The sequence below is a fragment of the Segatella copri genome (genome assembly GCF_026015465.1).
Classification (GTDB): domain Bacteria; phylum Bacteroidota; class Bacteroidia; order Bacteroidales; family Bacteroidaceae; genus Prevotella; species Prevotella copri_E.
Map to the genome: position 1 here is coordinate 1,139,423 of NZ_JAPDUQ010000001.1, position 23,491 is coordinate 1,162,913.

Annotated in this window: 13 protein-coding genes and 1 pseudogene; 6 read left to right on the plus strand and 8 right to left on the minus strand. The window is 44.8% G+C overall.

The window, feature by feature from the left end; all coding sequences use genetic code 11:
- Positions 1-134: 134 nt before the first annotated feature.
- Complete coding sequence (locus ONT08_RS04845; RefSeq protein ID WP_264959365.1) at positions 135-1,028, minus strand: DNA-binding protein; 894 nt, start codon at positions 1,026-1,028, stop codon at positions 135-137.
- Between the two features lie 289 nt (positions 1,029-1,317).
- Here ONT08_RS04845 and rhuM point away from each other — a divergent pair.
- A pseudogene (gene rhuM / locus ONT08_RS04850) lies at positions 1,318-2,318 on the plus strand (RhuM family protein).
- A 259-nt stretch (positions 2,319-2,577) separates the two neighbouring features.
- On the opposite strand, the gene trmB reads toward rhuM, so the two are convergent.
- The 7 genes from trmB to ONT08_RS04885 form a co-directional block, all read right to left on the minus strand.
- Positions 2,578-3,348, minus strand: a complete 771-nt coding sequence (gene trmB / locus ONT08_RS04855; RefSeq protein WP_022121261.1) for a tRNA (guanosine(46)-N7)-methyltransferase TrmB — start codon at positions 3,346-3,348, stop codon at positions 2,578-2,580.
- Between the two features lie 96 nt (positions 3,349-3,444).
- Positions 3,445-4,152, minus strand: a complete 708-nt coding sequence (locus ONT08_RS04860) for an ABC transporter ATP-binding protein (protein WP_118190176.1) — start codon at positions 4,150-4,152, stop codon at positions 3,445-3,447.
- Positions 4,153-4,302: 150 nt separating this feature from the next.
- Complete coding sequence (locus ONT08_RS04865; protein ID WP_264959366.1) at positions 4,303-5,703, minus strand: DUF5687 family protein; 1,401 nt, start codon at positions 5,701-5,703, stop codon at positions 4,303-4,305.
- Between the two features lie 262 nt (positions 5,704-5,965).
- Complete coding sequence (locus tag ONT08_RS04870) at positions 5,966-6,928, minus strand: glycoside hydrolase family 43 protein (protein WP_118085853.1); 963 nt, start codon at positions 6,926-6,928, stop codon at positions 5,966-5,968.
- Between the two features lie 46 nt (positions 6,929-6,974).
- Positions 6,975-8,099 (minus strand): endo-1,4-beta-xylanase, encoded by a 1,125-nt coding sequence (locus ONT08_RS04875; protein WP_118085852.1) that lies wholly within the window; start codon positions 8,097-8,099, stop codon positions 6,975-6,977.
- Between the two features lie 37 nt (positions 8,100-8,136).
- Positions 8,137-9,570, minus strand: a complete 1,434-nt coding sequence (locus ONT08_RS04880; RefSeq protein ID WP_118200368.1) for an MFS transporter — start codon at positions 9,568-9,570, stop codon at positions 8,137-8,139.
- A 63-nt stretch (positions 9,571-9,633) separates the two neighbouring features.
- Positions 9,634-10,839: an SGNH/GDSL hydrolase family protein gene (locus ONT08_RS04885; protein WP_181985885.1), complete on the minus strand. Its 1,206-nt coding sequence runs from the start codon at positions 10,837-10,839 to the stop codon at positions 9,634-9,636.
- Between the two features lie 251 nt (positions 10,840-11,090).
- Between ONT08_RS04885 and ONT08_RS04890 the strand changes: the two genes are divergently transcribed.
- From ONT08_RS04890 to ONT08_RS04910, 5 genes are all read left to right on the plus strand, one after another.
- Positions 11,091-15,011 carry a hybrid sensor histidine kinase/response regulator transcription factor gene (locus ONT08_RS04890; RefSeq protein WP_264959367.1) on the plus strand — a complete coding sequence of 1,307 codons (3,921 nt, stop codon included), beginning with the start codon at positions 11,091-11,093 and terminating at the stop codon, positions 15,009-15,011.
- 83 nt (positions 15,012-15,094) lie between these two features.
- Positions 15,095-17,101, plus strand: a complete 2,007-nt coding sequence (locus ONT08_RS04895; RefSeq protein ID WP_264959368.1) for an alpha-glucuronidase — start codon at positions 15,095-15,097, stop codon at positions 17,099-17,101.
- Entirely contained in the window at positions 17,094-18,740 is a 1,647-nt protein-coding gene (locus ONT08_RS04900; RefSeq protein ID WP_264959369.1) for a DUF5597 domain-containing protein, read from the plus strand. The genes ONT08_RS04895 and ONT08_RS04900 overlap by 8 nt, the downstream gene beginning before the upstream one ends.
- Positions 18,741-18,979: 239 nt before the next feature.
- Positions 18,980-20,203, plus strand: coding sequence for a transposase (locus ONT08_RS04905; RefSeq protein ID WP_264959370.1), 1,224 nt, complete (start codon positions 18,980-18,982; stop codon positions 20,201-20,203).
- Positions 20,204-20,357: 154 nt separating this feature from the next.
- Complete coding sequence (locus tag ONT08_RS04910; protein WP_264959371.1) at positions 20,358-23,480, plus strand: SusC/RagA family TonB-linked outer membrane protein; 3,123 nt, start codon at positions 20,358-20,360, stop codon at positions 23,478-23,480.
- Positions 23,481-23,491 lie beyond the last annotated feature (11 nt).

Below are 23,491 nucleotides of genomic sequence, written 5' to 3' on the forward strand. Positions count from 1 at the left end.
CTGCAAATTTAATAAAATAAGGTGGAAACACCAAGCATTTCCACCATTTTCTTCTCGCTTTAACAAGATTCTTCCCGTAATTAACAAAAGATATAGTAAGATTATAACATACTATACATATCCCTAACCTAAGGCTAGTCCTGATATTTAATCTGGAAGTAATCGAGCAGACGCTTATAGAAATCCTGTGCTGTAAGACAAGTATCCATCAGATAACCTTTAATGTGATTCCACTCGTGCAATCCTCTACAATAAAACATCTTCAACTCATCTGTAATGATAAACGGAACGATACCATTGCTTAGGCACTCCTTGAACATGATCAGTCGTCCTACCCTTCCATTACCATCTTGGAAAGGATGAATAGACTCAAAGCGCTGATGGAAATCGATAATATCCTCCAACGTTTTTACTTTCTTGGCATTATACTCCATCAGCAACCTTACCATTTCCTTATGAACCATTTTCGGTTCACAAGTATCAATGTCCCCCACTTCATTTGGAAATCGCTTGTAATCTCCCACCACAAACCAATCTTTAGTGCTATCAGAAGTTCCTGACTTGAGGATAAGATGAAGTTTCTTGATGAAGTCTTCGGTCAACTTCTCATCAGCCTGCTCGATAATCAAATCGATACACCTGAAGTGATTGGTTGTCTCAATGATATCATCCACCCTTACACTTTGGTCTGTAATGCCTATCGTATTGGTTTCAAAAATAAAACGAGTCTGCTCATGCGACAACCTGCTTCCTTCGATATGATTGGAATTATAGGTTAAGTCTATTTGAGTACGATGATAAATGCCTCCTTTCAGCTTCATATTCTTCTGTTCCCGAAGGATAGAAAGAAGTGGAGAAACCTGTTGCTTCTTGGATTTACGCATAGGCAAGGTTGCATCGGCAGGAATATTCCATGTCTTTCCCACCAACACTACTCCCTCAATTTTCCCGGAAGCACAATAATTACGCGCAGTTCGTTCTGACACCCCATACTTCTGCGCAAACTCTTTCACTGATATATAGTCCATAAATTATCGGCAAGTTTATGTTTGAATTTCGACTGCAAATATAACACTTTTTGCCGATAACGGCAAGAAAATAACAAAAAAAGCGATTATTCTCCCTCTTTTTTTGCCGATAACGGCAAGAAAGCAACCCTCAAAAACGAATGCTTTTCTTAAGACAAAACCATTTCAATCTTTCGTAAGTTTCATCAAAAAGAAGAAAAAATACTAGAAAACCTTGTAGGAATCAAACAATTATCGTATCTTTGCCGAATTATCCAAAAGTTGGGTACTAGGCAAGGACATTTAAATAATGAAAGGTATGGAGCAGAGAAATTCTTCCATCGAAATCTATCGTTCCCCAGAGGGCAACATAGAGCTGAATGTAAAATTAGAAAATGATACTGTTTGGCTTACACAAAGCCAAATGGCAGAGTTGTTTGCTGTTGACAGAACATCTGTTACACGACACATTCGCAACATTTACAAGAGTCAAGAACTAGACGAAAAGTCAACTTGTGCAAAAAATGCACAGGTTCGTTTTGAGGGTAAGAGACAAATCATTCGTGATATTCCTTATTATAATCTTGACATGATTATTTCGGTAGGGTACAGAGTGAATAGCAAGAATGCGACCTCTTTCCGCCGTTGGGCAACCTCTATCTTGAAGCAATACATTATCAAGGGTTATGCCATCAACCAGAAACGCCTAGACAATTACAACGAACTGAAAGAAGTGGTTCGTTTGATGTCACGTGCGATTACATTGCAAGATCAGGTTTCAGAAGGTGAATATAACGGACTATTCAATGTCATCAGCGACTATGTTTATGCCCTGGATACTCTCGACAAATATGATTATCAGACATTGCTTATAGACAAGACGACTCAAGCCGAGCCGTTCCATGCCACCTACGAAAATGCAATGGAAGCCATCAATGCTTTGAAAGAAAAGTTTGGAGGCAGTAAATGGTTTGCCAATGAGAAGGATGATTCTTTCAAGAGCAGCATAGGTCAGATTTACCAAACCTTCGGTGGTGAAGAACTCTACGCTCCGGTAGAAGAAAAAGCAGCCATGCTGCTCTACCTTGTCGTAAAAAACCATTCATTCAACGATGGCAACAAGAGAATTGCGGCCATGCTTTTTCTTTGGTTTATGGAGAAGAATGGCATTCTGTATGCAGAAAATGGAATAAGAGAATTGCCGACAACACACTCGTTGCCCTGACACTGATGATTGCAGAAAGCAGAACTGAGGAAAAAGATGTTATGGTAAAAGTGGTAGTCAACTTGATTAATAAAGACAATCAATAGAATTGCCATTAAAAAACCGCACAACAGCTGTTCTACGCATGCACAACAGCTGAAAGACAAGCGCACAACAGCTGATGTGCGACCGCATATCAACTGTTGTGCGCTTCGAGATACTTACTGTTCCAACAACTTCTATTGTATCTCCGAACAACTTCAGTTACTTCTTTCAGATACTTATGAAGCATTCTTCAAACGCCAATAACGCTTGAGAAAAGGCATTCAAAGCATTGCGGAAGCTTATTCAAATCATTGTAGAAATCTACTTCGCTGTATCCTTTGAACTTCTCTTATCACGGCGATAACTGCGATAATCATCCAGCGGAATCTCAATATCAGGTTCCACCAACTCACCCTCACGTGGCAAGGCGAACTTCTGATACTTGATGTTCAAGCCACGCTCTATCCACATACTCTCATAATAGGTCTGGATAGAGAGAATCTTACGGGTTTCCTCATCGATACCCTCCTGATGATAGAGGTCCTCTGTGCGGAAGAGCACAGGCAGATGGTTGCCATCCACCATATAAGTGGTATAGGTGAAGAGGAAGTTGGAGTCCGTCTTCAGATGGATGATACCGCCATCCACAAGGAAGTGGCGATAACGGTTCATAAAGTAAGTAGATGTAAGACGCTTGCGAGGGTTCTTCATCTGCGGGTCAGAGAAGGTGAGCCAGATTTCCTGCACCTCATCCTCGGCAAAGAAGCGGTCGATAATCTCGATGTTGGTACGGAGAAAAGCCACGTTCTTCTGTCCTTCCTCTATCGCCTTCTTGGCACCGGTCCACATTCGTGCACCCTTGATATCCACACCGATGAAGTTCATTTCAGGATAGAGCTTGGCAAGTTCCACGGTATATTCACCCTTGCCGCATCCCAACTCCAGCACGATAGGGTTATCATTGTGGAAATACATCTCACGCCACTTGCCCTTCATATCGAAAGGCACGTCATCTACTACACTATATGGATACTGGAACACGTTCTCGAAACGCTCCATATCCGCAAACTTTGCTAATTTTCCTTTGCTCATTGATTCTTTTTTTCTTCGTTTGAGTGCAAAGGTAAGCATTTAACGATAATTATACAAATCATATCATGGAATTTGTATAATATTAACGGAAAAAGTTTATTCCGCCTGAATACCGAAGTACTCGTTGAGTTCGGCGATGGCAGCACCATCGGCATTAGGAAGATCCTTCACCAGCTTGCCTTTCTCCAGCAGAAGGATGCGGGAGGAGATGTCAGCAACGAAGTTGAGGTTATGGCTGGAGATGATGACCGTGGTGCCCTGCTCCTTGCAGATACGCTGAATCATGTGGGCGATAGTCATCTGAGAAGATGGGTCAAGATAGTTGAAAGGCTCATCCAGGAGAAGAACCTTCGGATTGATGATCATCGCTCCGATAATGCCAATCTTCTGTCGGTTACCCTGAGAAAAATCACGGAGATACTTCTTGGTTCCCATGATTTCATCGTGCATAAAGCCCTCAAACTGAGCCAATCGTTCCTGCAAGGTTTCATCGTCAATGTGATAAACATCAGCGATGAAATCGAAGTATTCCTCAGGGGTGAGGAAGTCAATGAGGAATCTGCCGTCGATGTAACTGCCGGTATATTCCTTCCAGGTTTCACTCTCGTTCACCTTCTGTCCATTGCTTTCCACGAAACCGTCATCAGCCTGAATCAGGTCGAGAATCAGACGGAGCAAGGTGGTCTTGCCCGCACCATTATTACCTACGAGTCCAATCAACTCGCCCTTTGCAACACCCAGATTATCAATATCGAGTACGGTATTGCCATTATATATCTTTTTGAGATTCTGAATCTTGATCATATTACTTTGAACTTTGAATTTTGAACATTGAACTTTATGATTACCTTGAGTTTTGAACTATATGATTAGTAAAGCTATTGAATTGGCTTTCCCTTCGGCCGCCGAACGTTGTTTCTTCACTCTTCGTTCTTCACTCTTCACTTAATTCTCTTAGCTTTCCATAAACTTCTCCATGCGCTTATACTTGTTCTTCTCGAAGATGGCAGCTATCTTGGCGATGAACCATTTGTGGATGGCGATGCTGAAGACTGACAGCGTTACGCAGGTGATAAACCATGCCGTCTCACCGAAGAAATAATAGACAGCACAGACACCTGCCAGCGGGAAGAGAAAGGCGATGGCATAAAGATTAATCTTCAGATTCGCTCCCTGCATGCTGAACATGGAAGTCTGGAATATCTCCAGACGGGAAGAGAAGAGTGCCGTAGGCAGATTGAAGAGATTGATGAATACTGCCAGACAGAAACCACTGATAAGCACCTGGATTCCGATTCCTGCCTGCAGGAAAAGGAACGGAAGGGTGAGCAACAAGGCGACAGCACTCACTACCATATAATAATAGAAGCAATTCTGCAGCATCTGTTTAACCTTAACAGGCTTGGTCATCAAACCATGGAAGAAGTTTGCCTCAATGCCAAAGGTCCACTGCGACAACACCACCGATGGCAGCAGGATGGCACCCGCCACATAGAGGGTAGTCATAGCCACCTTGTCCCCCATTTCCTGTCCCGCTTCTGCCGGTAGCAAGGCAAAGAGATAGGCATCGAAAAGGAAGATGGCAGTAATCATAATCACCATCGTACGGACACGCTTTGCTCTCAATGTGCCGATATATTGCAGACTGAAGAGGTTGATATGGCTGAAACCACGGAACTTGGAAACCTTCTGCTTCTGCTCGTTATAAATCTTTTCGTGATAGAGATAGATGGTAAGTCCGGCGAATACCGTTCCAGCAAGGAAAAAGATACCTATCCATCCCATCCATACCGGGAAGAAGGAAGCCACAAACATATACCCTATCAGCACGGCAAACATTCCCATCCATCCCAATATCAAGGGCCATTTCAGAATCCACTCTGTTGCCTTGCGGTAACAGGTGATGTAGATGCCGTTGATGAAAGAGAACCCCAGGAACAGGAAGAAGCTGGCAACAACCTCACTTGCAGGCAGGAAATAGATAAATACCGGAAGCATAAGCACCGGAAGCACATAGTTCCAGAAACTCACGAGATTGGTAGTGAGCAGGAACTTGTTCCAGATTTTCTCCGGCACAGGGCGCGACTTCACATAATCATCCATCGCCGTAATATCCCGCTTCATCACCATCTTCATGATGATGTCAGGAATCAGCATACCGACAACGATACCAGCTCCCAACAGGGCAGGCATGTCTTCGCCCCCAAGTTCTCCCCCATTCTCGGTGAAGCTGAGAAAGAAGCTCACGCCCATCACCACATACAGGAAGATGATGTAGCACGCCACGAAGGCATCTCTCTTATGGAAGTTACGGCGCTGCTGCAACCACCAAAGCCTTAAAAGTAATCTCAACATAAATTATTCTTTTACGATTTACGGGCACAAAGGTAAACAAAAATATCCGAAATCTCCCACAAAATGATAGAAATAACTTAAAAATAACATTAGATGAAAAGCAAAAGAAAGCAGAAAGAGAAGAAAAGAAAGAATAGGAACATACGCAAAAACGGCATCTCCTCACGAAGATGCCGTTTCTTCCAAACTAACATTAACTTATATATCAACTATTTATCAAAACTATTATAAACCTAAAAGTCAACTAAAACGTATAATACTCTTATTCTGGCTGAACCGGCAAGATGTTATCATCCTCATCATAGAAGAGAGGAGCCACCTTTACACTGCGAAGCCAGGTAGTATCATTAGATGGCACGCAGTCGTGATGGAACAGATACCACTGTCCCTTGTACTCACAGATACTGTGATGGGTTGTCCAACCTACTACCGGTTCCAGGATGACGCCCTTGTAAGTGAACGGACCATAAGGATTATCACCTACAGCATAGCAGAGATAATGAGTATCACCGGTAGAGTAGCTGAAGTAATACTTGCCCTTATACTTATGCATCCAGCTGGCCTCGAAGAAGCGATGCGGATCATCAGCTGGCAATACATTACCCTCTTCGTCAACGATGACAACAGGCTTTGGCATTTCAGCAAACTGCTGCACATCATCCGTCATCATGGCTACACGAGATGGCAATGGATTCTCCTTGCCCTCTGGAAGATGCTCATCCTTCAGTGCCTTGTTGTCCTTGTACCACTGAAGCTGACCGCCCCAAATACCACCGAAGTAGCAGTAAATCTTGCCATCATCATCCTTGAACACGCAAGGGTCGATGCTGTATGACTTGCGGATTGGGTCGGCATTCGGAACGAAAGGACCTTCAGGCTTATCAGCCACAGCCACACCGAGATGGAACACGCCATTATAATCCTTGGCAGAGAAGATGAGATAGTACTTGCCATCCTTCTCTACTACATCGTTGTCCCACATCTGCTTCTCAGCCCATGGCACATCCTTCACATCGAGAATCACACCATGATCGGTTACCTCACCATCCATCACATCGTCCATAGAGAGAACATGATAGTCTTTCATCTGGAAGTGACCGCCATCATCGTCGAAGCTTTCGCCGCTGTCCCAGTCATGAGATGGGTAAACATACAGGCGACCGTTAAACACATTGGCAGATGGATCTGCCATATAATCCTTTGGGAACAAATATCTTGCTTTCATTGTTGTTTATTATTTTAAGAGATGTACAATATTATCTAAAGAGATTTTACTTAAAGAGATTGACGATTTCCTTCACCACTGGCTTCACCTCGTTGTTACGATCGATAAGCAGTGGATAGTTGGTTCTGCCAGGGATAGGCCAGCCATTCAACCAAGAGTGACCATCGTTGACACCCCAGAAGGTAACACGACTGATGACATCCTTATGACGCTCTACAATCTTAAAGAGATCGAGATAACGCTGGTTGAAGAGCTTCTGCGCCTTCTTGTCAAGTCCCTTCACGTATGGATTGTACTTTTTCTGAAGTTCAAACTTCTGGCTGATTTCCGCTCCGCCGAATCCTTCCGGATTAGGAAGCATGTTCATATCCAACTCAGTCAGCATCACCTTCACGCCTTCACCAGCAAAAGCCTCGATGCTCTTCTCATACTCAGCATAGTCAGGATAATCAAAACCATTGTGGCTCTGCATACCTACTGCATCGATGCGGAGACCCTTCGCCTTCAAATCGCGAACCAGTTTGCAGATAGCCTCTCGCTTAGCTGGCTTCGAAGTAGAATAATCATTGTAGTAGAGTTCTACGTTTGGATCAGCCTCATGCGCAAAGCGGAAAGCCAGTTCGATGAACTCCGGACCGATAATCTTATAATATAGAGACTTGCGGTAAGAGCCATCATCCTCGAATGCCTCGTTCACTACGTCCCAACCCTTTACTCTACCTTTATAATGAGTAACCACATTCATAATATGGTTATACATTCTGCCGATAAGCACTTCACGGCTTACCAGATTACCCTTATCATCGGTAAACATCCACTTAGGTGGCTGAGAATGCCAAACCAGACAATGCCCGATCAAGGTCTTGCCGTTCTTCTCTGCCCAGTCAGCGAGTTTATCGCCATCAGTGAAATCAAAGCGATTCACCTCCGGATGATTCTTCTCACCCTTCATACAGTTTTCGGCAACTACCTGGTTAAACTGTTTCTTCACTACTTCCTCACCTGCAGGGTCTTGTCCATTAGGCAAATCTGTATTAATGGCAGCACCTACCAGGAAGTACTTACCCATAGTTTCCTGGAATGTTGGGATTTGAGCTGCTGAGTTCGCTTTTTGAGCGAAAGCTGTTGAAGCAAGCATCAGCCCCAGTGCCAGAGTTGTGATCTTTTTCATATCTTATATCTATTTTTCTCGTTAATAATTATAGTCTCTAGTTTTCATCCTTGTGTCGGGCCTCAATCTTCTTGTTGATGTCGTCGATGACCTCATCGGTCAACTCATACTTAGAGATGATGAACATCGCCAAGCCCAGCAAGATGGCAGGAATCACACATACCAGCCAACGGATACCCTCCTGTGCCAGAGGAGTCTGCTGCTCCAAATCATTCATGAAGTAAGCACCGGCAGCATTACCTACAGACATCATGGCGAAGGCTGTAATGAAGAAGAGCGCCACGATACGGAGAGGACGGTTGTGGAAGAATTCTGTCCACAGGTCGCTCACCTTCACGTTCTTGGTTTCCTTCTCATCCATCACCACACGTTCCTTGGTTTGGGTAAAGCAGAATACCAGAAGGGCAAAACCTACCAGAGCAAAAATCAGCATGGCAACAAACCAGGCATTACTGTCGGTAGGAAGCGAGTTGCTCTCTTGAGCTGCCGCTGCCTGATAACCGGTCCATGCAAGAACGGCACCAGGAACAACACCACCCAAAGCCATACCAGCCTTATAGAAGATACCGGTCAAGGCATTGACGATACCGGCAATACGCTTGCCGCTGGTATATTCTGCAAAAGAGATAACCTCCGGAATCAGAGCCCACATATATCCTGTAGCTACGATTACGCCTGTTGATTTGATGAACTGAGCGATATAAACCAGCGTGATATGATCCTTTACAGGTCCCATCTTGCTGATGATATAAAGCATCGCCATACCCACGATAGCCACAGTAAGGAAGATGTAGAACATATTCTTCTTGCCCACCTTTTTCTTGATGGCAGGAACGAGTGGCATAAAGATGAAAGATGGCAAAGAGCCCAAACCCATGAAGAGCGCCATCTCAATAGGAAGATCCTTGGCTGCAGCGAGCATCGCTACCAGGATTGGAACACCTGCCGATACACAGAGTCCACCCACATTTGCCATGAACATACGTACAGAGGTGAGAATGGTTATCTCGTCTGTATCGCGGGTCAGCGAAGAGTTCAAGGCTCCGTAAGGTACATTGATCAATGTATAGAGCATAGACAAGCCTACGTATGTTACATAGGCATAGATAAGTTTGATGGTTTCTGTCTGTCCTTCCATACCATTCCAAAAACAGAGGATGGCAAGTACGGTGAGTGGCAAACCCGCCAGGACGAGATAAGAGCGATACTTACCCCAACGTGGATTATGCTTATCTACATAAGTTCCCACCAATGGGTCCCAGAGTACATCGACCAAGCGAACCACCAAGAACATGGTGGCAGCAACACCAGGATTAAGTCCATAGATGTCGGTGTAGAAGAACAACAGATACATGCAGATGGTCTGGTAGATGAGGTTTTGCGCCAAGTCGCCAGATCCGAATCCGATGCGTTGTAGCCAATTCAGTTTGTAGAATCCCTTAGATTCCTGTGTTACAGATGTCTGTTCCATATTTTATTCTGTCATTAAGTTTACACCTTATTATATATAATATAAAAGATGCATATAATATATTTACTTCAATTTCTCTGCGGCAAACTTGCCCATTGCCTCATATCCCTTCGGATTGAGATGCAGCCAGTCATCTGAATACTCTGCCTTCAGACGCTGAGGATCTTTCGGGTCGCGGGTCAATTCATCGAAATCGATAACCCCGTCGAAGGCACCGCTCTTTCTGATCCATTCGTTCACGGTCTGACGCATAGCCTCATGCCAGAAAGAATACCATCCGTTGCCCTTGGTTGGGGTGATGGTTCCGCCATATACCTTGATGCCTTTTGCCTTGGCTTTTGCTATCAGCACCTTGTAGCAGGCAATCAGGGTATCTGTTACATGCTCATAATTTCCGCCGCAGCAACCGATATCGTTGGTTCCCTCGAAGATGATGAGTTTATCTACACCAGCCTGTCCCAGGATATCACGGTCGAAACGTTTCATGGCTGGTTCGCTCAATCCACCTTGCACCACGCAGTTGCCACCGATTCCAAGATTCAATACGCCGTATGGCTTCTCTGCATTCAGAGCATCCGAGAGGAAATCGGTCCAGCGGTTCTGATGGTTGGTGGTACTTCCACGGCCATCGGTGATAGAGTTTCCGAGGATAGCCACCACAGGGGTAGCCTTATCGGTCTTCACATCAATGGCAGAAAGATTGTACCAGTGGTCAGCCTTTTCCTGCTTATCGAAAGCTGCATCTGCAGGTTTCACCGCCTTGCCCTTCACATTACTTACTATATAAGAGGTAGTACGCGAACCACGATGGGATGTTGCATTCACTGGAGTCTGCTTGCCATAGTCGATGGTAATCGTAAGGCGCTGTCCACTCTTCAAGGCATATTTCAAATCATCTGAGAAGATAGCCTTGCCCGGAGCAATGGTTACATTCTTCTTGCCATTAAACTTGAGATACTTCACCGTCTTGGCATTGATTCCCCAATTGCTTGGAACATCAGTATCTGCAATATACACCGATTTGATTTCTACCGGCTCCTTACTCTGCTCGTTGCTGAGCTTCACTCTGAGTTCCTCTCCTCCAAAAGATACATGAACTATCTGTCGGCAAGAACGGTTGCTCAAGCTTTCCTTAGGCATATCTCCTTTACCAGTCCATTCCACTGCAGTAGCCCAAGTTCCTTTCCATACCTTCTGGGCAAAAGCTACAGAACTTGACGTAGCCAATACGAGCGCCAGCGATAAGATTTTGATTGCTTGTCTATTCATTGTTATTATGATGCTTTTAATGTTTCTATTGTTGTTGACGATGCAAATTTACTGATAAGTAATGAAATAACAGGTATTTAATAGTTACCATTACTTTTCTATTTGTTTCATACTTGCAAAAAGGGCACAAAAAGATAAAGAAACAAAAAGAAATGAAACATTTTGTTGCATTAGAATTTGTTTCTTTCATTGTTTTTTGTTATTTTTGCAGCCGTAACAACCTATTTTAAACAAGAAAACGGACAGAAAATATGAAGCATATCAGACATTGCCTAACGGCACTCTTCGCTATCACCATCTCGCTCATGGTATGGGCTGACAGTGGTGAACTTTTCACATCGGGCAAACTGTCAAGTTCGCTTATCAACTGCATTGTGCAGGATAAATACGGATATATCTGGGTGGGAACCGAATACGGACTCAGCAAGTTCGACGGCTACCGCTTTACCAACTATCTGCACAACGAAGAAGATACAACCTCCATTACTGACAACATTATCTCCGACCTGCTGGTAGATAAGAAAGGTAACCTGTGGATAGGTTGTGCCAAGGGACTGATGCGCTATAATTATGAGACGAACGATTTCACCCGTCTCCAGTTTCCTGATGGCAGAAAGCCACGTATCTATTCTATGGTAGAAAGTCACAATGGCGATATCCTGCTGGGTACTGCAGGATATGGTCTCTATTCTGTAAAAGACAGAAATACCCAGAAAGGAACAGACAACCTTTTCACTATCAGACAGGAAAGGCAATACGCAGAGCGCGATTCTGATGTATTCTTTACCCATATCTACGAAGATAAGCATCATTATCTCTGGCAGAGTAGCCACCTTTCTATCTTTACCCGTTTCATCAAGAAACAAGGCAAGGTGCAGCGCAAAGACTTCAAATCGCCATGCGGAGCACCTGTGGCTTTCATCCAGCATCGTCCGCAGACCATGCTCATCGCCTGTATGTATGGCATCATCTATTATGATTACCGGACAGGCCGCATCGCTGATGCCGGCTACGACTTTGGCGGTTATCAGAATAATGTAACCATCAACAATGCTACCTTCGACCACGAAGGCAACCTCTATATCAGCACCTCTGAGCATGGTGTTCTCATGATCAGGAAGGGAAGCAACAGGGTAGAACAGTTGGAGAACAGCAACAGCAGTTTCAATCTGGCTACTGCCTTCGTCAACGATATCATCGAAGATAAGGACAACAATCTCTGGATAGGATGTTACAAGAAAGGTCTGTATCTGATAAACCAGCGCCAGCAGGCTTTCAACAGCTGGAGCTTTTCGGCACAGAACTACATCATCGGCAGCAGCGTTTCATCTATTGCACAAGGCGAAAATGGTGAAACATGGTGTACGGTACAGAACAGTGGTGTGTTCTGTTTTGATGCTTCAGGCAAGATTATCGCCCACCCTCAGTCACCTGCCGGTACTTGCATCATCTATAAAGACCGACGTGGCGATTACTGGATCAGTAATGGCAGCGCACTCTACAGCTACAACCCTCATACAGGTACATACCAGCAGAAACTCACATTTACCAGTGCCGGCATCTACTGTATGACCGACGATGCACAGGGCAACCTTTACATTTCTGTATACAGCAAAGGTCTCTATATATATAATGTGGAAAGCGGCAAGGTTACCGTTCTGAATATGCAGCAAAGAGGCGATAAAGGATTTCTCTGCAACGACTGGGTGCGAAGCATGGCGCTCGATCATACAGGCCATTTATGGATAGGAACCTCTAATGGAGTTTCCTGCCTCAATACCAGAACGCTCAGTTTCAAGGATTTCGGATGGCACAACATTCTGAAAGACAGACAGGCAAATGGTATCTGCGAAGGAAAGAACGGCGATATTATCATCGGTACCGAAGAAGGACTCTATCTGTTTGACAGAAAGAGCAACAAGACGAAGAACTTCCCTCATGCGGAAGCGTTGAAAGGCAAGCAGGTATGCAGCATCATCAAAGACCAGAAGGGTGACTTGTGGGTAAGTACAACCATGGGCATCTGGCAGTACGAACAGAAGAACAGACAGTTTATCGGGCACATCAACGGCAACGGACTTACTACCCGTGAGTACGTGCTGGGCTCTTCCATGCATACCGCCAGCGACCTTATCGCCTTTGGAACCAGTGATGGTATCACAACCTTCTATCCTGACGTTGTCAGAGCCAAGAAGATGGAATTGGGAGATGTACATCTCACCAACTTCATCATCAACGGAAAGCCAATCAACTGTACGGTCAAAGACTTCAGCATTCCTTACTCCCAGAATTCATTCACTCTGGAGTTCTCGCTGCTCAACTACAGGAACACCGATAATATCAGTTTCCAATACCGCATCAACGACGGCAAATGGAACAGCACCAATGAGGGAGCCAATGCCGTAGCATTCAACAAGTTGAAACCGGGCGACTATACGCTGGAGGTGAGAGCTACCAGCAATGGCAGATATTCCAAGAATCCTACCATCATCAACATCAAGGTATGCGACCCTTGGTATGCATCACCCGAGGCATATCTCCTCTATATCCTGATCATAGCAAGCGTCATCCTGTATGTTATCTATACATACGAGCGCCGCCGCAAGGCAGACCTGGAAGAGACCAAGATGCAGTTCCTCATTAATGCCACCCACGACATCCGCTCGCCGCTGACATTGATCATGGGACCGCTCAACAAGCTGAAAACAAGATTAACAGATGCCGAAAGCAAACAGGATATCGATACCATCGACCGCAATGCCCAGCGCCTCCTGCTTCTGGTAAACCAGATACTTGATGAGCGAAAGATAGACAAGAACCAGATGCATCTTCACTGCCAGGAGACTCCGCTCAAGGATTTCCTGCATGGCATCGTATCGCTCTACCGCTTCAATGCACAGGAGCGCAACATCACCCTTTCGCTCAAAGAAGACGAAAGCCTCAGCAGCGACAAAGGCAAGCTGAAGGTTTGGATAGACCGCATCAACTTTGACAAGGTTATCTCCAACCTGCTCTCCAATGCCATGAAGTATACCTTTGATGGCGGAAAGATTACTGTTATCATAGGTAAAGACGAAAAGAATGCCACCATCAGGGTAGAAGATACAGGAATCGGACTGAAGGAAGAGAAGACTGACCGCCTTTTCGAACGTTTCTATCAGGGAAACAACAGCAGCGGTCTCCATATCGAAGGAACCGGTATCGGGCTCAACCTCTGTAAGGCGTTTGTAGAAATGCACGGAGGCAAGATTAAGGCCTACAACCGTACCGACGGCATCAAGGGTTCCTGCTTCGAAGTAAGCATTCCGCTGGGCAAGAGCCATCTGCAGCCAGGCGAGATACTGGAAGAAGAAGACAAGAAGGAGCAGGAGATTACCAAAAAGAAAGTACAGGCCAACCGCAACTTCAAGATCCTGATAGTTGACGATGACAACGAGATTGCCCAATACATCAAGACCGAACTGAGCGACTGGTACCGCTTTGAGCATGCCTGCAACGGCAAGGAGGGTTTGAAGATGCTGCTCACCAGCAAGTACGACCTCGTGATAAGCGATGTGATGATGCCGGAGATGGATGGAATCACGATGCTCAAGAGTATCAAGAGCAACAGCAACATCAGCGATATTCCAGTCATCCTGCTCACCTCGAAGAGCGAGGTGGAACACCGGTTGGAGGGACTTCGCAGAGGAGCCGATGCTTTCCTGGCAAAGCCTTTCAACATGGAAGAGTTGCATATCCTTATCGACAACCTGGTGGATAATGTGCGACGCATCCGCGGCAAATACAGCGGAGCACAGGGGCAGAAGGCGAAGATTGAGCAGATTCAGGTAAAGGGCAATAACGATGCCCTGATGGAACGCGTGATGAAATATATCAACGCCCACCTTGCCGATCCCGACCTCAATGTAGAGAAACTTACCGAGGAGGTAGGTATCAGCCGTGCACAACTCCATCGTAAACTAAAGGAGATTGCTGGTGTTTCTGCCGGAGAATTTATCCGTAACCTCCGACTGGAACAGGCGGCACGACTCATCGAAGAGGGGCAGATTAATATCACGCAGGTAGCCTACTCTGTAGGTTTCAACAACCAGACCCACTTCTCTACCGTGTTCAAAAAACACTATGGCATGTCGCCTAGCGAGTATGCTGAAACAAAGAGAAATGAGAAATAAACAACAAATAGAAGAGAATAAGGTATTTTTTCGTATCTTTGCAGCAGAAACAATAATAATACAAACTAACGATCTGGAAAGATATGAAGAAATACCTCATTTTATTATTTACGGTACTTACATCACTCCATGTTTCTGCACAGAGTGATGGTTCACAGTTATGGCTCGGAAAGCAGTATGCTAACTCATGCCAAGTTATCTCACAGTTGCCTGATGATGCAACAGCCAAGATTGCCAAGCAGGAGTTGGAAAACAACTGGCGTGGCAAGAATGTTGAGCTCAAGATAGACAAGAGTCTCAACCTGGGCGAAGGCTATAATATCTACGCCCGTCCTGCCCAGCAAGGCGACAATATTCAGTACGAAGCAACTATCACCGCCAGCAATCCTATCGGTTTGCTCTATGGTGCCTACGAGTTAATTCGACTTCAGAACACCGATGCCTACAACACAGGTAGCGGTAATCAGCAGAACTTCAGCAAAGCTATCGATGAGACCGAGAAACCACAAGTGGGTCTCCGCATTCTCAACCATTGGGATAATCTCGATGGCAGCATCGAACGTGGCTATGCCGGAAAGAGTATCTTCAAATGGGAAGAAATCAAACTCGGAAAGAACGGCAAAGGCGGCAGCATCAGCAAGAGTCTGCACGACCGTCTTATCACCTACGCCCGTGCCAACGCCTCTTTGGGCATCAACGGCAGCGTGCTCAACAATGTGAATGCATCGCCAAAGATGATGACTGCTGAATACATTAATAAGGTGAAAGTCATCGCCAACATCCTGCGTCCTTACGGCATCCGAGTGTATCTCAGTATTAACTTTGCTTCTCCTATGGCATTGGGCTATACCAAGACTGCAGATCCATTGGACAAAAAGGTACAACAGTGGTGGAAGAAGAAAGCAAAGGAGATTTATGCTGCCATTCCAGACTTTGGCGGTTTCCTCGTAAAAGCCAATTCTGAAGGACAGCCTGGTCCTGGCGACTACCACCGCACACATGCCGATGGAGCCAACATGCTTGCCGATGCCGTCAAACCATACGGAGGCATCATCATGTGGCGAAGCTTTGTATATGGTGCTAACCATAAGGGAGAAGACCGTGTAAAGCAAGCTGTCAGCGAATTCAAAGGGATGGATGGAAAGTTCCGTGGCAACGTAATCCTCCAATCAAAGAACGGTCCGCTCGACTTCCAGCCTCGTGAGCCATACGCTCCCATCTTCGACAACATCAAACAGACTCCACAGATAGCAGAACTACAGATTACCCAGGAATATCTCGGTCAGTCTAAGCACCTCACCTATCTCGCACCTATGTGGAAAGAGTTCTTTGAGTTTGTTAATCCAAACAGAGTGAAAGGTATTGCGGGTGTAGCCAATATCGGTGATGATGCCAACTGGTGTGGTCATCCTTTCTCACAGGCTAACTGGTATGCTTTTGGCCGATTGGCATGGAATCCTTCACTTACAGCCGAGGAGATTGCTCACGAATGGCTCGTACAGACCTACGAAAACCAGGACGAGAAATTTACCAAGCCGGTAGAGATGATGATGATGACTTCCCGTGAAGCTTGCGTCAACTATATGATGCCATTGGGTTTGCATCATATCTTCAAGTTCGATCACCACTACGGTCCGGAACCAGATGGTTTCATCGCAAGTTATCCTCTGGAATGGTGCCCAGTATACTATCACAAGGCAGATGCTCAGGGTGTAGGTTTCGACCGCTCATCCAAAGGTACAGATGCCGTTGGTCAGTATCCGGAACCATATCGCAGTCTGTATGATAACATTGAGACTTGCCCAGAAGAATATCTCCTATGGTTTCATCATGTAGCTTGGGATTACAAAATGAAATCAGGAAGCACCCTCTGGCAGGAACTCTGCATGAAGTACAACATGGGTGTGGCGATGGTAGAAGTTTACCGCGACTTCTGGCATACCTCAGCCAAGCAGTACATGAAGGGGCATGAGCAGGAATGGCAACATACCGACTCTCTGCTCAATGTACAGTTGGAGAATGCAAAGGAATGGCGCAATACCTGTCTCAAGTATTTTCAAACCTTTTCAAAAATGAAGATTTATGAATAAGATCGTATTATCTTTTCTAGCATTATTATGCTGCATCAACATACAAGCTGGAGTGAAACTGCAGAAGCAAGGCTCTGCAACCCAGCTTGTTGTCAATGACAAGCCGATGCTTCTCCTGGCTGGTGAGTTGAGCAACTCTGCCGCAACGAGTCCTGCCGACATCAGGAAAGCATTGAAACAGATGAAGAATAGCGGAGTCAACTCTGTCTTCGTTCCTGCATATTGGGAGTTTGTTGAACCTGACGAGGGCAAATATGATTTTGCACTTGTAGACAGCGTCATCACAACTGCCCGTAAGCATGACTTGAAGATTGTCTTCCTATGGTTTGGTGCCTGGAAGAATTCCATGAGCTGCTATGCTCCACTATGGGTAAAGGAAAACACCAAGCGTTTCCCTCGTTCACTCACAGAGAACAGCAAGCCATTAGAGATATGCACAGCCTTCAGCGATAACCTGCTTCAAGCAGACAAGCGAGCATTCTGCGAACTGATGAAGCACATCAAAGCAGTAGACAGTCAGGAGAATACCGTTATCATGATGCAGGTAGAAAACGAAATCGGCATGCTCGAATCTGCCCGCGACCACTCTCCTCTTGCCGAAAAAGCTTACAGACAACCCGTTCCTGCTTCATTGCTCAAGGCACTCAAGCTCAAGAAGAAAGGTACATGGGCAGAAGTTTTCGGAACAGACCGTTATGCTGACGAGAAATTCCAAGCATATTATTATGCCAAGTATGTAGAGCAGCTAGCCTCAGCAGGCAAAGCCATCTACAATATTCCGATGTATGTAAATGCAGCAATGAACAGTCGTGGCAGAAAACCAGGCGAATATCCTTCTGCCGGACCACTTGCCCATCTGATTGACATCTGGAAATGCGGTGCACCAAGTATCGACATCTTTGCACCAGATATCTATGATACCGGTTACAAGGGATGGGTAGAGAAATACAAGCGTGCCGACAATCCTTTCTTCACTCCAGAAGTGAAATGCGATATCAATAGCGGTGTAAAAGCATATTATACCTTCGGCGAAACAGATGCCATCAGTTTCAGTCCGTTTGCTCTCGATGAAGCTAACTACAAGGTGAAGAACAGTCTCAGACGTTCATACAAGGTTATCAATCAGCTCTCTCCTCTCCTGCTCCAGCATCAGGGAAAGGGTAAAAACTGGGGATTACTCTTCGACCAGAAAGATAAAGAGCGCATCATCGAAGATGGAGATATCACCATGACCTGCCGTCATTTCTTCACGCTACCATGGGATCCACGTGCTACAGATGGCAGTAAATGGCCTGAAGGCGGTGGCTTGATTGTGAAACTAGCCAAGAACGAATACATCATAGCAGGTAATGGAATCGTCGTAGTCTTCCAAAGCAAGACTGAAAAAGCGCAAGCTGAAGAAAAGAAACTCGGTGAGGACGGATTTGTAGACAATGGTGGAACCGAAACAAAGAAACAAGCCACAACCTTCAAAGGTAAGCGTATCGGTATCGGATATGTTGACCAGGTTGAAGTAGACAAAAACGGCAAATTACAGTTTATCCGTCGTGATAATGGCGATCAGGACCACCAGGGGCGCCATGCCCGCATCTCATGTGGCGATAATAAAATACTCCACATCAAGCTATACGAATACTAAAACATCTATATATAATAAGGTATAAAGGGGATCTGCAGCTGCATATCCCCTTTTTTCTGCTCTAATATGTCTATTTTATTGCTCATGAAACATTTTAACAATACTGCGTTAAATTAATATTTAATCGTCTGCAAATCAATAACTTATATTAAGAAATGCTTATGAAAACTTAACTATAAAAAGTTGGTCAAGTCGCTGATTTTCAGTAACTTTGCAAATCACGACAAACGCAAAATTATATGAATACAGGACTTGACCAATATATGGATATCTTTAAAGATGCAGTTGAAGATTCGGCTGCAAAGTTAACAAAAAGTTTCGAGAAAATACTCATCGAGGTGATAATTTTGTTCATGGTAATACCAAGAAAGATAAATTTCACCCAAATGGGGAGGTATGGCTCGCATGTTGAGCAAACCTATCGCAACGCATTCGGCTTAAAAAAGTCGAAAAGCATTGACTGGCTCAAACTTAATGTCTCACTTGCCAAGCGCTTCTTTGGTAAACAGGGAAGATGGGCTATTGCCATTGATCCCAGTTACATCAGCAAAGCTGGCAAGAAGACTCCACATATCGGTCGTTTTTGGTCGGGATGTGCACAGTCTGTTAAACATGGTCTCGAAATCATGGGTATTGGCCTCATTGATATTGATGCCAAAGACTGCATGATGTTAAAAGCCCACCAGTCGCTAAGTAATAAAGAACTGAGTCTTAGAAACAAGACTATGGTAGATTTCTATATCGGCGTCATTAAGCGTTATCGCAAGGAACTTCTCAAACTCTCAACCCTCATAGTTGCAGATGCTTACTTCTCTACAAGTACATTTGTTAATGGGATAAAGAAAGAAGGGTTCTCTTTGATAAGCCGCTTTCGTGACAATGCTTGTCTCTTTTATGTCTATGCTGGTCCACGTACTGGAAAACGTGGTCGCCCAAAGACCAAGGATGGCAAGATTGATATGAAGAATCTTGACCTCACTCGAATGGAGAAGATGGAGATGGAAGATATAGAAGGAACAGCTTATACTTTGATAGCCTATTCCAAGGCACTCAGGTGTAAAGTTAGACTTGTCATCTGGCAGATGCCGAATGGCAAGAAGAAACTATTCTTCTCTACAGACACCTCACTTTCGGGTGAAGAGGTACTTCTTTATTATAGAACCAGGTTCCGGATTGAATTTTGCTTTCGTGACGCCAAAGGCTATACTGGTCTTATGGACTGCCAGGCTCGCGATAAGTGGAAACTCGATTTTGCTTTCAATGCTTCGTTCACATCACTAAATGTTGCCAAGGTAACTATGAAGGAGATGGGAATGGAATATTCTATGTCTTCATTCAAGTCACTGATGACCAACATTTATCTGGTGAAACGAATTTTTAAAGCAAGCGGGTACACCCCGAACCGAACTTTAATTAGCAAGATTTTCAAAAATCTCTCGTGCTTACAGCGTATAGCTGCTTAGCACATTATTGAATTATTAACGAACTATTGTTTTAAAACACGCAAGATACAAATTTTAACTGCACTTTACGAAAAAGGACATATCTTTGCAGCCATAAACCAATTAACAAAATAGTAAGTAGAAAACATTTTATATACCTATAAGCTGTTAAACTATGAAGTTATATTTTAAACAAACAACAATCTTGATGGGTATGTGTTCCACACTTGGAATGTATGCTCCAGAGGTACAAGCTAGCAATGGAGAAGCAAATTCTCTGATAGCAACTTCAGTACAACAAACAAAAAAGGTTACAGGTAATATCAGCGATTCTATGGGCCCGCTGATTGGTGCAACAATCAAGGAGAAAGGAACAGGTAACGGTGTAGTAACCGACCTTGATGGTAATTTCTCTATTAATGTAAAGCCTGGCGCTACGCTCGTGATTTCTTATATTGGTTACAACACCAAAGAAGTCGTAGTCGGCAATCAGACAAACATTAAGATTTCAATGGAGGAAGAAGGTCATAGCCTCAACGACGTTGTCGTTATCGGTTATGGTACCCAGCGTAAGGAAGCCGTTACTGGTTCTGTAGCTAACGTTACTGGTTCGTTGGTACGTGAGGTTCCTGGTGCCGACATCACCAACGCCCTCCAGGGCCGTATCGCAGGTGTACAGATGGCACAGACTTCATCAAAGCCAGGTGCGTCCATGCAGATTCGTATCCGTGGTACACGTTCCCTGACAGCCAGCAATGACCCATTGATCGTACTCGACGGTATTCCATTCGCAGGTAGCATCAGCGACATCGATCCTAACAACATCAAGAGCATGGACATCTTGAAAGATGCCTCTGCTACCGCTATCTATGGTTCTCGTGGTGCCAATGGTGTCATCATCATCACTACTTATAAAGGTTATCAGGAGCAGCGCCCTACTGTAACTTATAATGGTTACATCGGTGCCAAGACTCTCTTCCACCGTTATCCGATGATGAACGCAGAACAGTTCACCAAACTCCGTCAGTATGCCAACAAGTTCCAGAATGGTCCTGATGAGAAGTATTGGGGCGAAGATGGTGCTGTGGATATGGATTGGCAGGACGAATTGTTCAAGACTGGTATCACAACTAACCATGACATCGGTGTATCTGGCGGCTCTTCCAAAGGAAGCTACAACTTCGGACTCTCATACTATCGTGATGAAGCTGTTATCCCAACACAGAACTTCAACCGTTATGCTATGCATGCAGCCATCGATCAGGAGATAGGTAAATACGTGAAGATTGGTTTCAGCACCAACAGCAACTACAGTATCACCAATAATAGCGACCTCGGTCTCTACAACACATTGAGTGCAACTCCAATCGCCAACCCATATAATGAGGATGGCTCATTGAAGACACGTATTCGCATGTCTAGTGATGATCAGTGGGTTTATACCAAGAATACCATCGAAAGTCTTGGTGACAGCCACAAGGACCAGACCAAGGCATACGGTACCTATAACAACTTCTATGGCGAAGTGAAGATTCCTCACGTAGACGGATTGAAATATCGCATCAATCTCGGTTTGAACTATCGTTCCAGCGAATATGGAAACTATGTAGGTCAGGGTGTATTCTCTGACAAGGATAATGCAGACTCTCATGCCACTTCCCGCTATCAGCGCACAACCAACTGGGCTATCGAGAACATGCTGACATACGACAAGACATGGGGCAAACATACAATCAATGCGGTAGTACTTTACTCTGCTGAGCAGACCAACTATCGCCAGACCTATATGTATGGACTCGATATTCCGAACGACAAGTTCCAGTTCTATAACATCGGTTATGCAAAAACGGTAACAGTAGATCCTGCAAATCAGGCATATTACAAGAGTGGTCTTGAGTCTGTCATGGGACGTGTGATGTACAACTACGACAACAAGTATATGGCAAGCGTAGCCTTCCGTTCAGATGGTTCTTCCCGTCTGGCAAAGGGACACCAGTGGCATACTTATCCTGCCGTATCTCTCGGTTGGAATATCTCTCGTGAAAACTTCATGAAGGATATTACTTGGCTGGAAAGCTTAAAACTCCGTGTGGGTTATGGTGAGACATCTAACCAGTCAGTAAACCCATATTCAACCCTCGGTGCATTGAGCACACGTGCCTACAACTTCGGTAGCGACCCTAATGGTTATGCGGTAGGTATGTACGTTTCTTCTCTTCCTAACTCAGAACTCGGCTGGGAATATTCCAAGACTTGGAACTATGGTATCGACTTTTCTCTCTTCGGTGGTCGTTTGAGCGGTACTGCAGAGTACTATGTTCAGAATACAGAAGACTTGCTGATGAGCGTTAACTTGCCATCAACATCCGGCGTAAGCAGCTATATGGCAAATGTAGGTAAGACCCGCAACAAGGGTTTCGAGCTTTCTCTGAACGGAACCATCATCGACAATAAGAATGGTTGGACATGGGATGCAGGTGTAAACTTCTATACCAATAAGAATGAATTGGTAGAATTGGCATCAGGAGCAACACGTGACGAAAGCAACTGGTGGTTCGTTGGTAAACCAATCAACGTCATCTATGATTATGAGAAGATTGGTATCTGGCAGACAGACGAAGAAGACATCCGCAAGGTTGCTGAACCTGGTGGTAACGCAGGTATGATCAAGATTAAGTACAATGGTGACTATAATGCAGATGGCACTCCTACCCGTCCATACGGTGAGGCTGACCGTCAGATCATGAAGGTAGACCCAGACTGGGAAGGTGGTTTCAATACCCGTGTAGCTTACAAGAACTGGGATCTCTCAGTAGTAGCTTCATACCGTCATGGTGGTACATTGATTAGCACCATTTATGGTTCACAGGGTTATCTGAATATGCTGACCGGTCGTCGTAACAACATTGACGTAAACTACTGGACAGAGGACAATCCTACAAATGATTATCCAAAGCCAGGTGGTATCGAGAGCAGTAACAACCCTAAGTATGGAAACTCACTGGGTTACTTCAGTGGTTCTTATCTCAAGATTCGTACCATCACATTGGGTTACAACTTCAATCAGTCATGGCTCAAGAAGTGTGGAATCAGTAAGGCTCGCGTTTATGCAACCGTACAGAATCCGTTTGTTCTCTTCTCTCCATACCATGATGAATCAGGCATGGACCCAGAGACCAACTCATACGGTAACGAGAATCAGGCTGTAACCTCATTCTACAAGTCAAACTTGCTCGTAGTAGGTTTCAACACTCCTTCTACCCGCAACTGGTTGCTCGGATTAAACATAACCTTCTAAAAATTGACAAC

Excerpts from the sequence above, each read along its gene's own strand:
- ONT08_RS04885 (WP_181985885.1), bottom strand. The coding sequence starts at position 10,839 with ATGAATAGACAAGCAATCAAAATCTTATCGCTGGCGCTCGTATTGGCT.
- ONT08_RS04860 (WP_118190176.1), bottom strand. The coding sequence starts at position 4,152 with ATGATCAAGATTCAGAATCTCAAAAAGATATATAATGGCAATACCGTA.
- ONT08_RS04895 (WP_264959368.1), top strand. The coding sequence starts at position 15,095 with ATGAAGAAATACCTCATTTTATTATTTACGGTACTTACATCACTCCAT.
- ONT08_RS04870 (WP_118085853.1), bottom strand. The coding sequence starts at position 6,928 with ATGAAAGCAAGATATTTGTTCCCAAAGGATTATATGGCAGATCCATCT.
- ONT08_RS04880 (WP_118200368.1), bottom strand. The coding sequence starts at position 9,570 with ATGGAACAGACATCTGTAACACAGGAATCTAAGGGATTCTACAAACTG.
- ONT08_RS04890 (WP_264959367.1), top strand. The coding sequence starts at position 11,091 with ATGAAGCATATCAGACATTGCCTAACGGCACTCTTCGCTATCACCATC.
- ONT08_RS04875 (WP_118085852.1), bottom strand. The coding sequence starts at position 8,099 with ATGAAAAAGATCACAACTCTGGCACTGGGGCTGATGCTTGCTTCAACA.
- ONT08_RS04900 (WP_264959369.1), top strand. The coding sequence starts at position 17,094 with ATGAATAAGATCGTATTATCTTTTCTAGCATTATTATGCTGCATCAAC.
- ONT08_RS04845 (WP_264959365.1), bottom strand. The coding sequence starts at position 1,028 with ATGGACTATATATCAGTGAAAGAGTTTGCGCAGAAGTATGGGGTGTCA.
- trmB (WP_022121261.1), bottom strand. The coding sequence starts at position 3,348 with ATGAGCAAAGGAAAATTAGCAAAGTTTGCGGATATGGAGCGTTTCGAG.
- ONT08_RS04865 (WP_264959366.1), bottom strand. The coding sequence starts at position 5,703 with ATGTTGAGATTACTTTTAAGGCTTTGGTGGTTGCAGCAGCGCCGTAAC.
- ONT08_RS04905 (WP_264959370.1), top strand. The coding sequence starts at position 18,980 with ATGAATACAGGACTTGACCAATATATGGATATCTTTAAAGATGCAGTT.
- ONT08_RS04910 (WP_264959371.1), top strand. The coding sequence starts at position 20,358 with ATGAAGTTATATTTTAAACAAACAACAATCTTGATGGGTATGTGTTCC.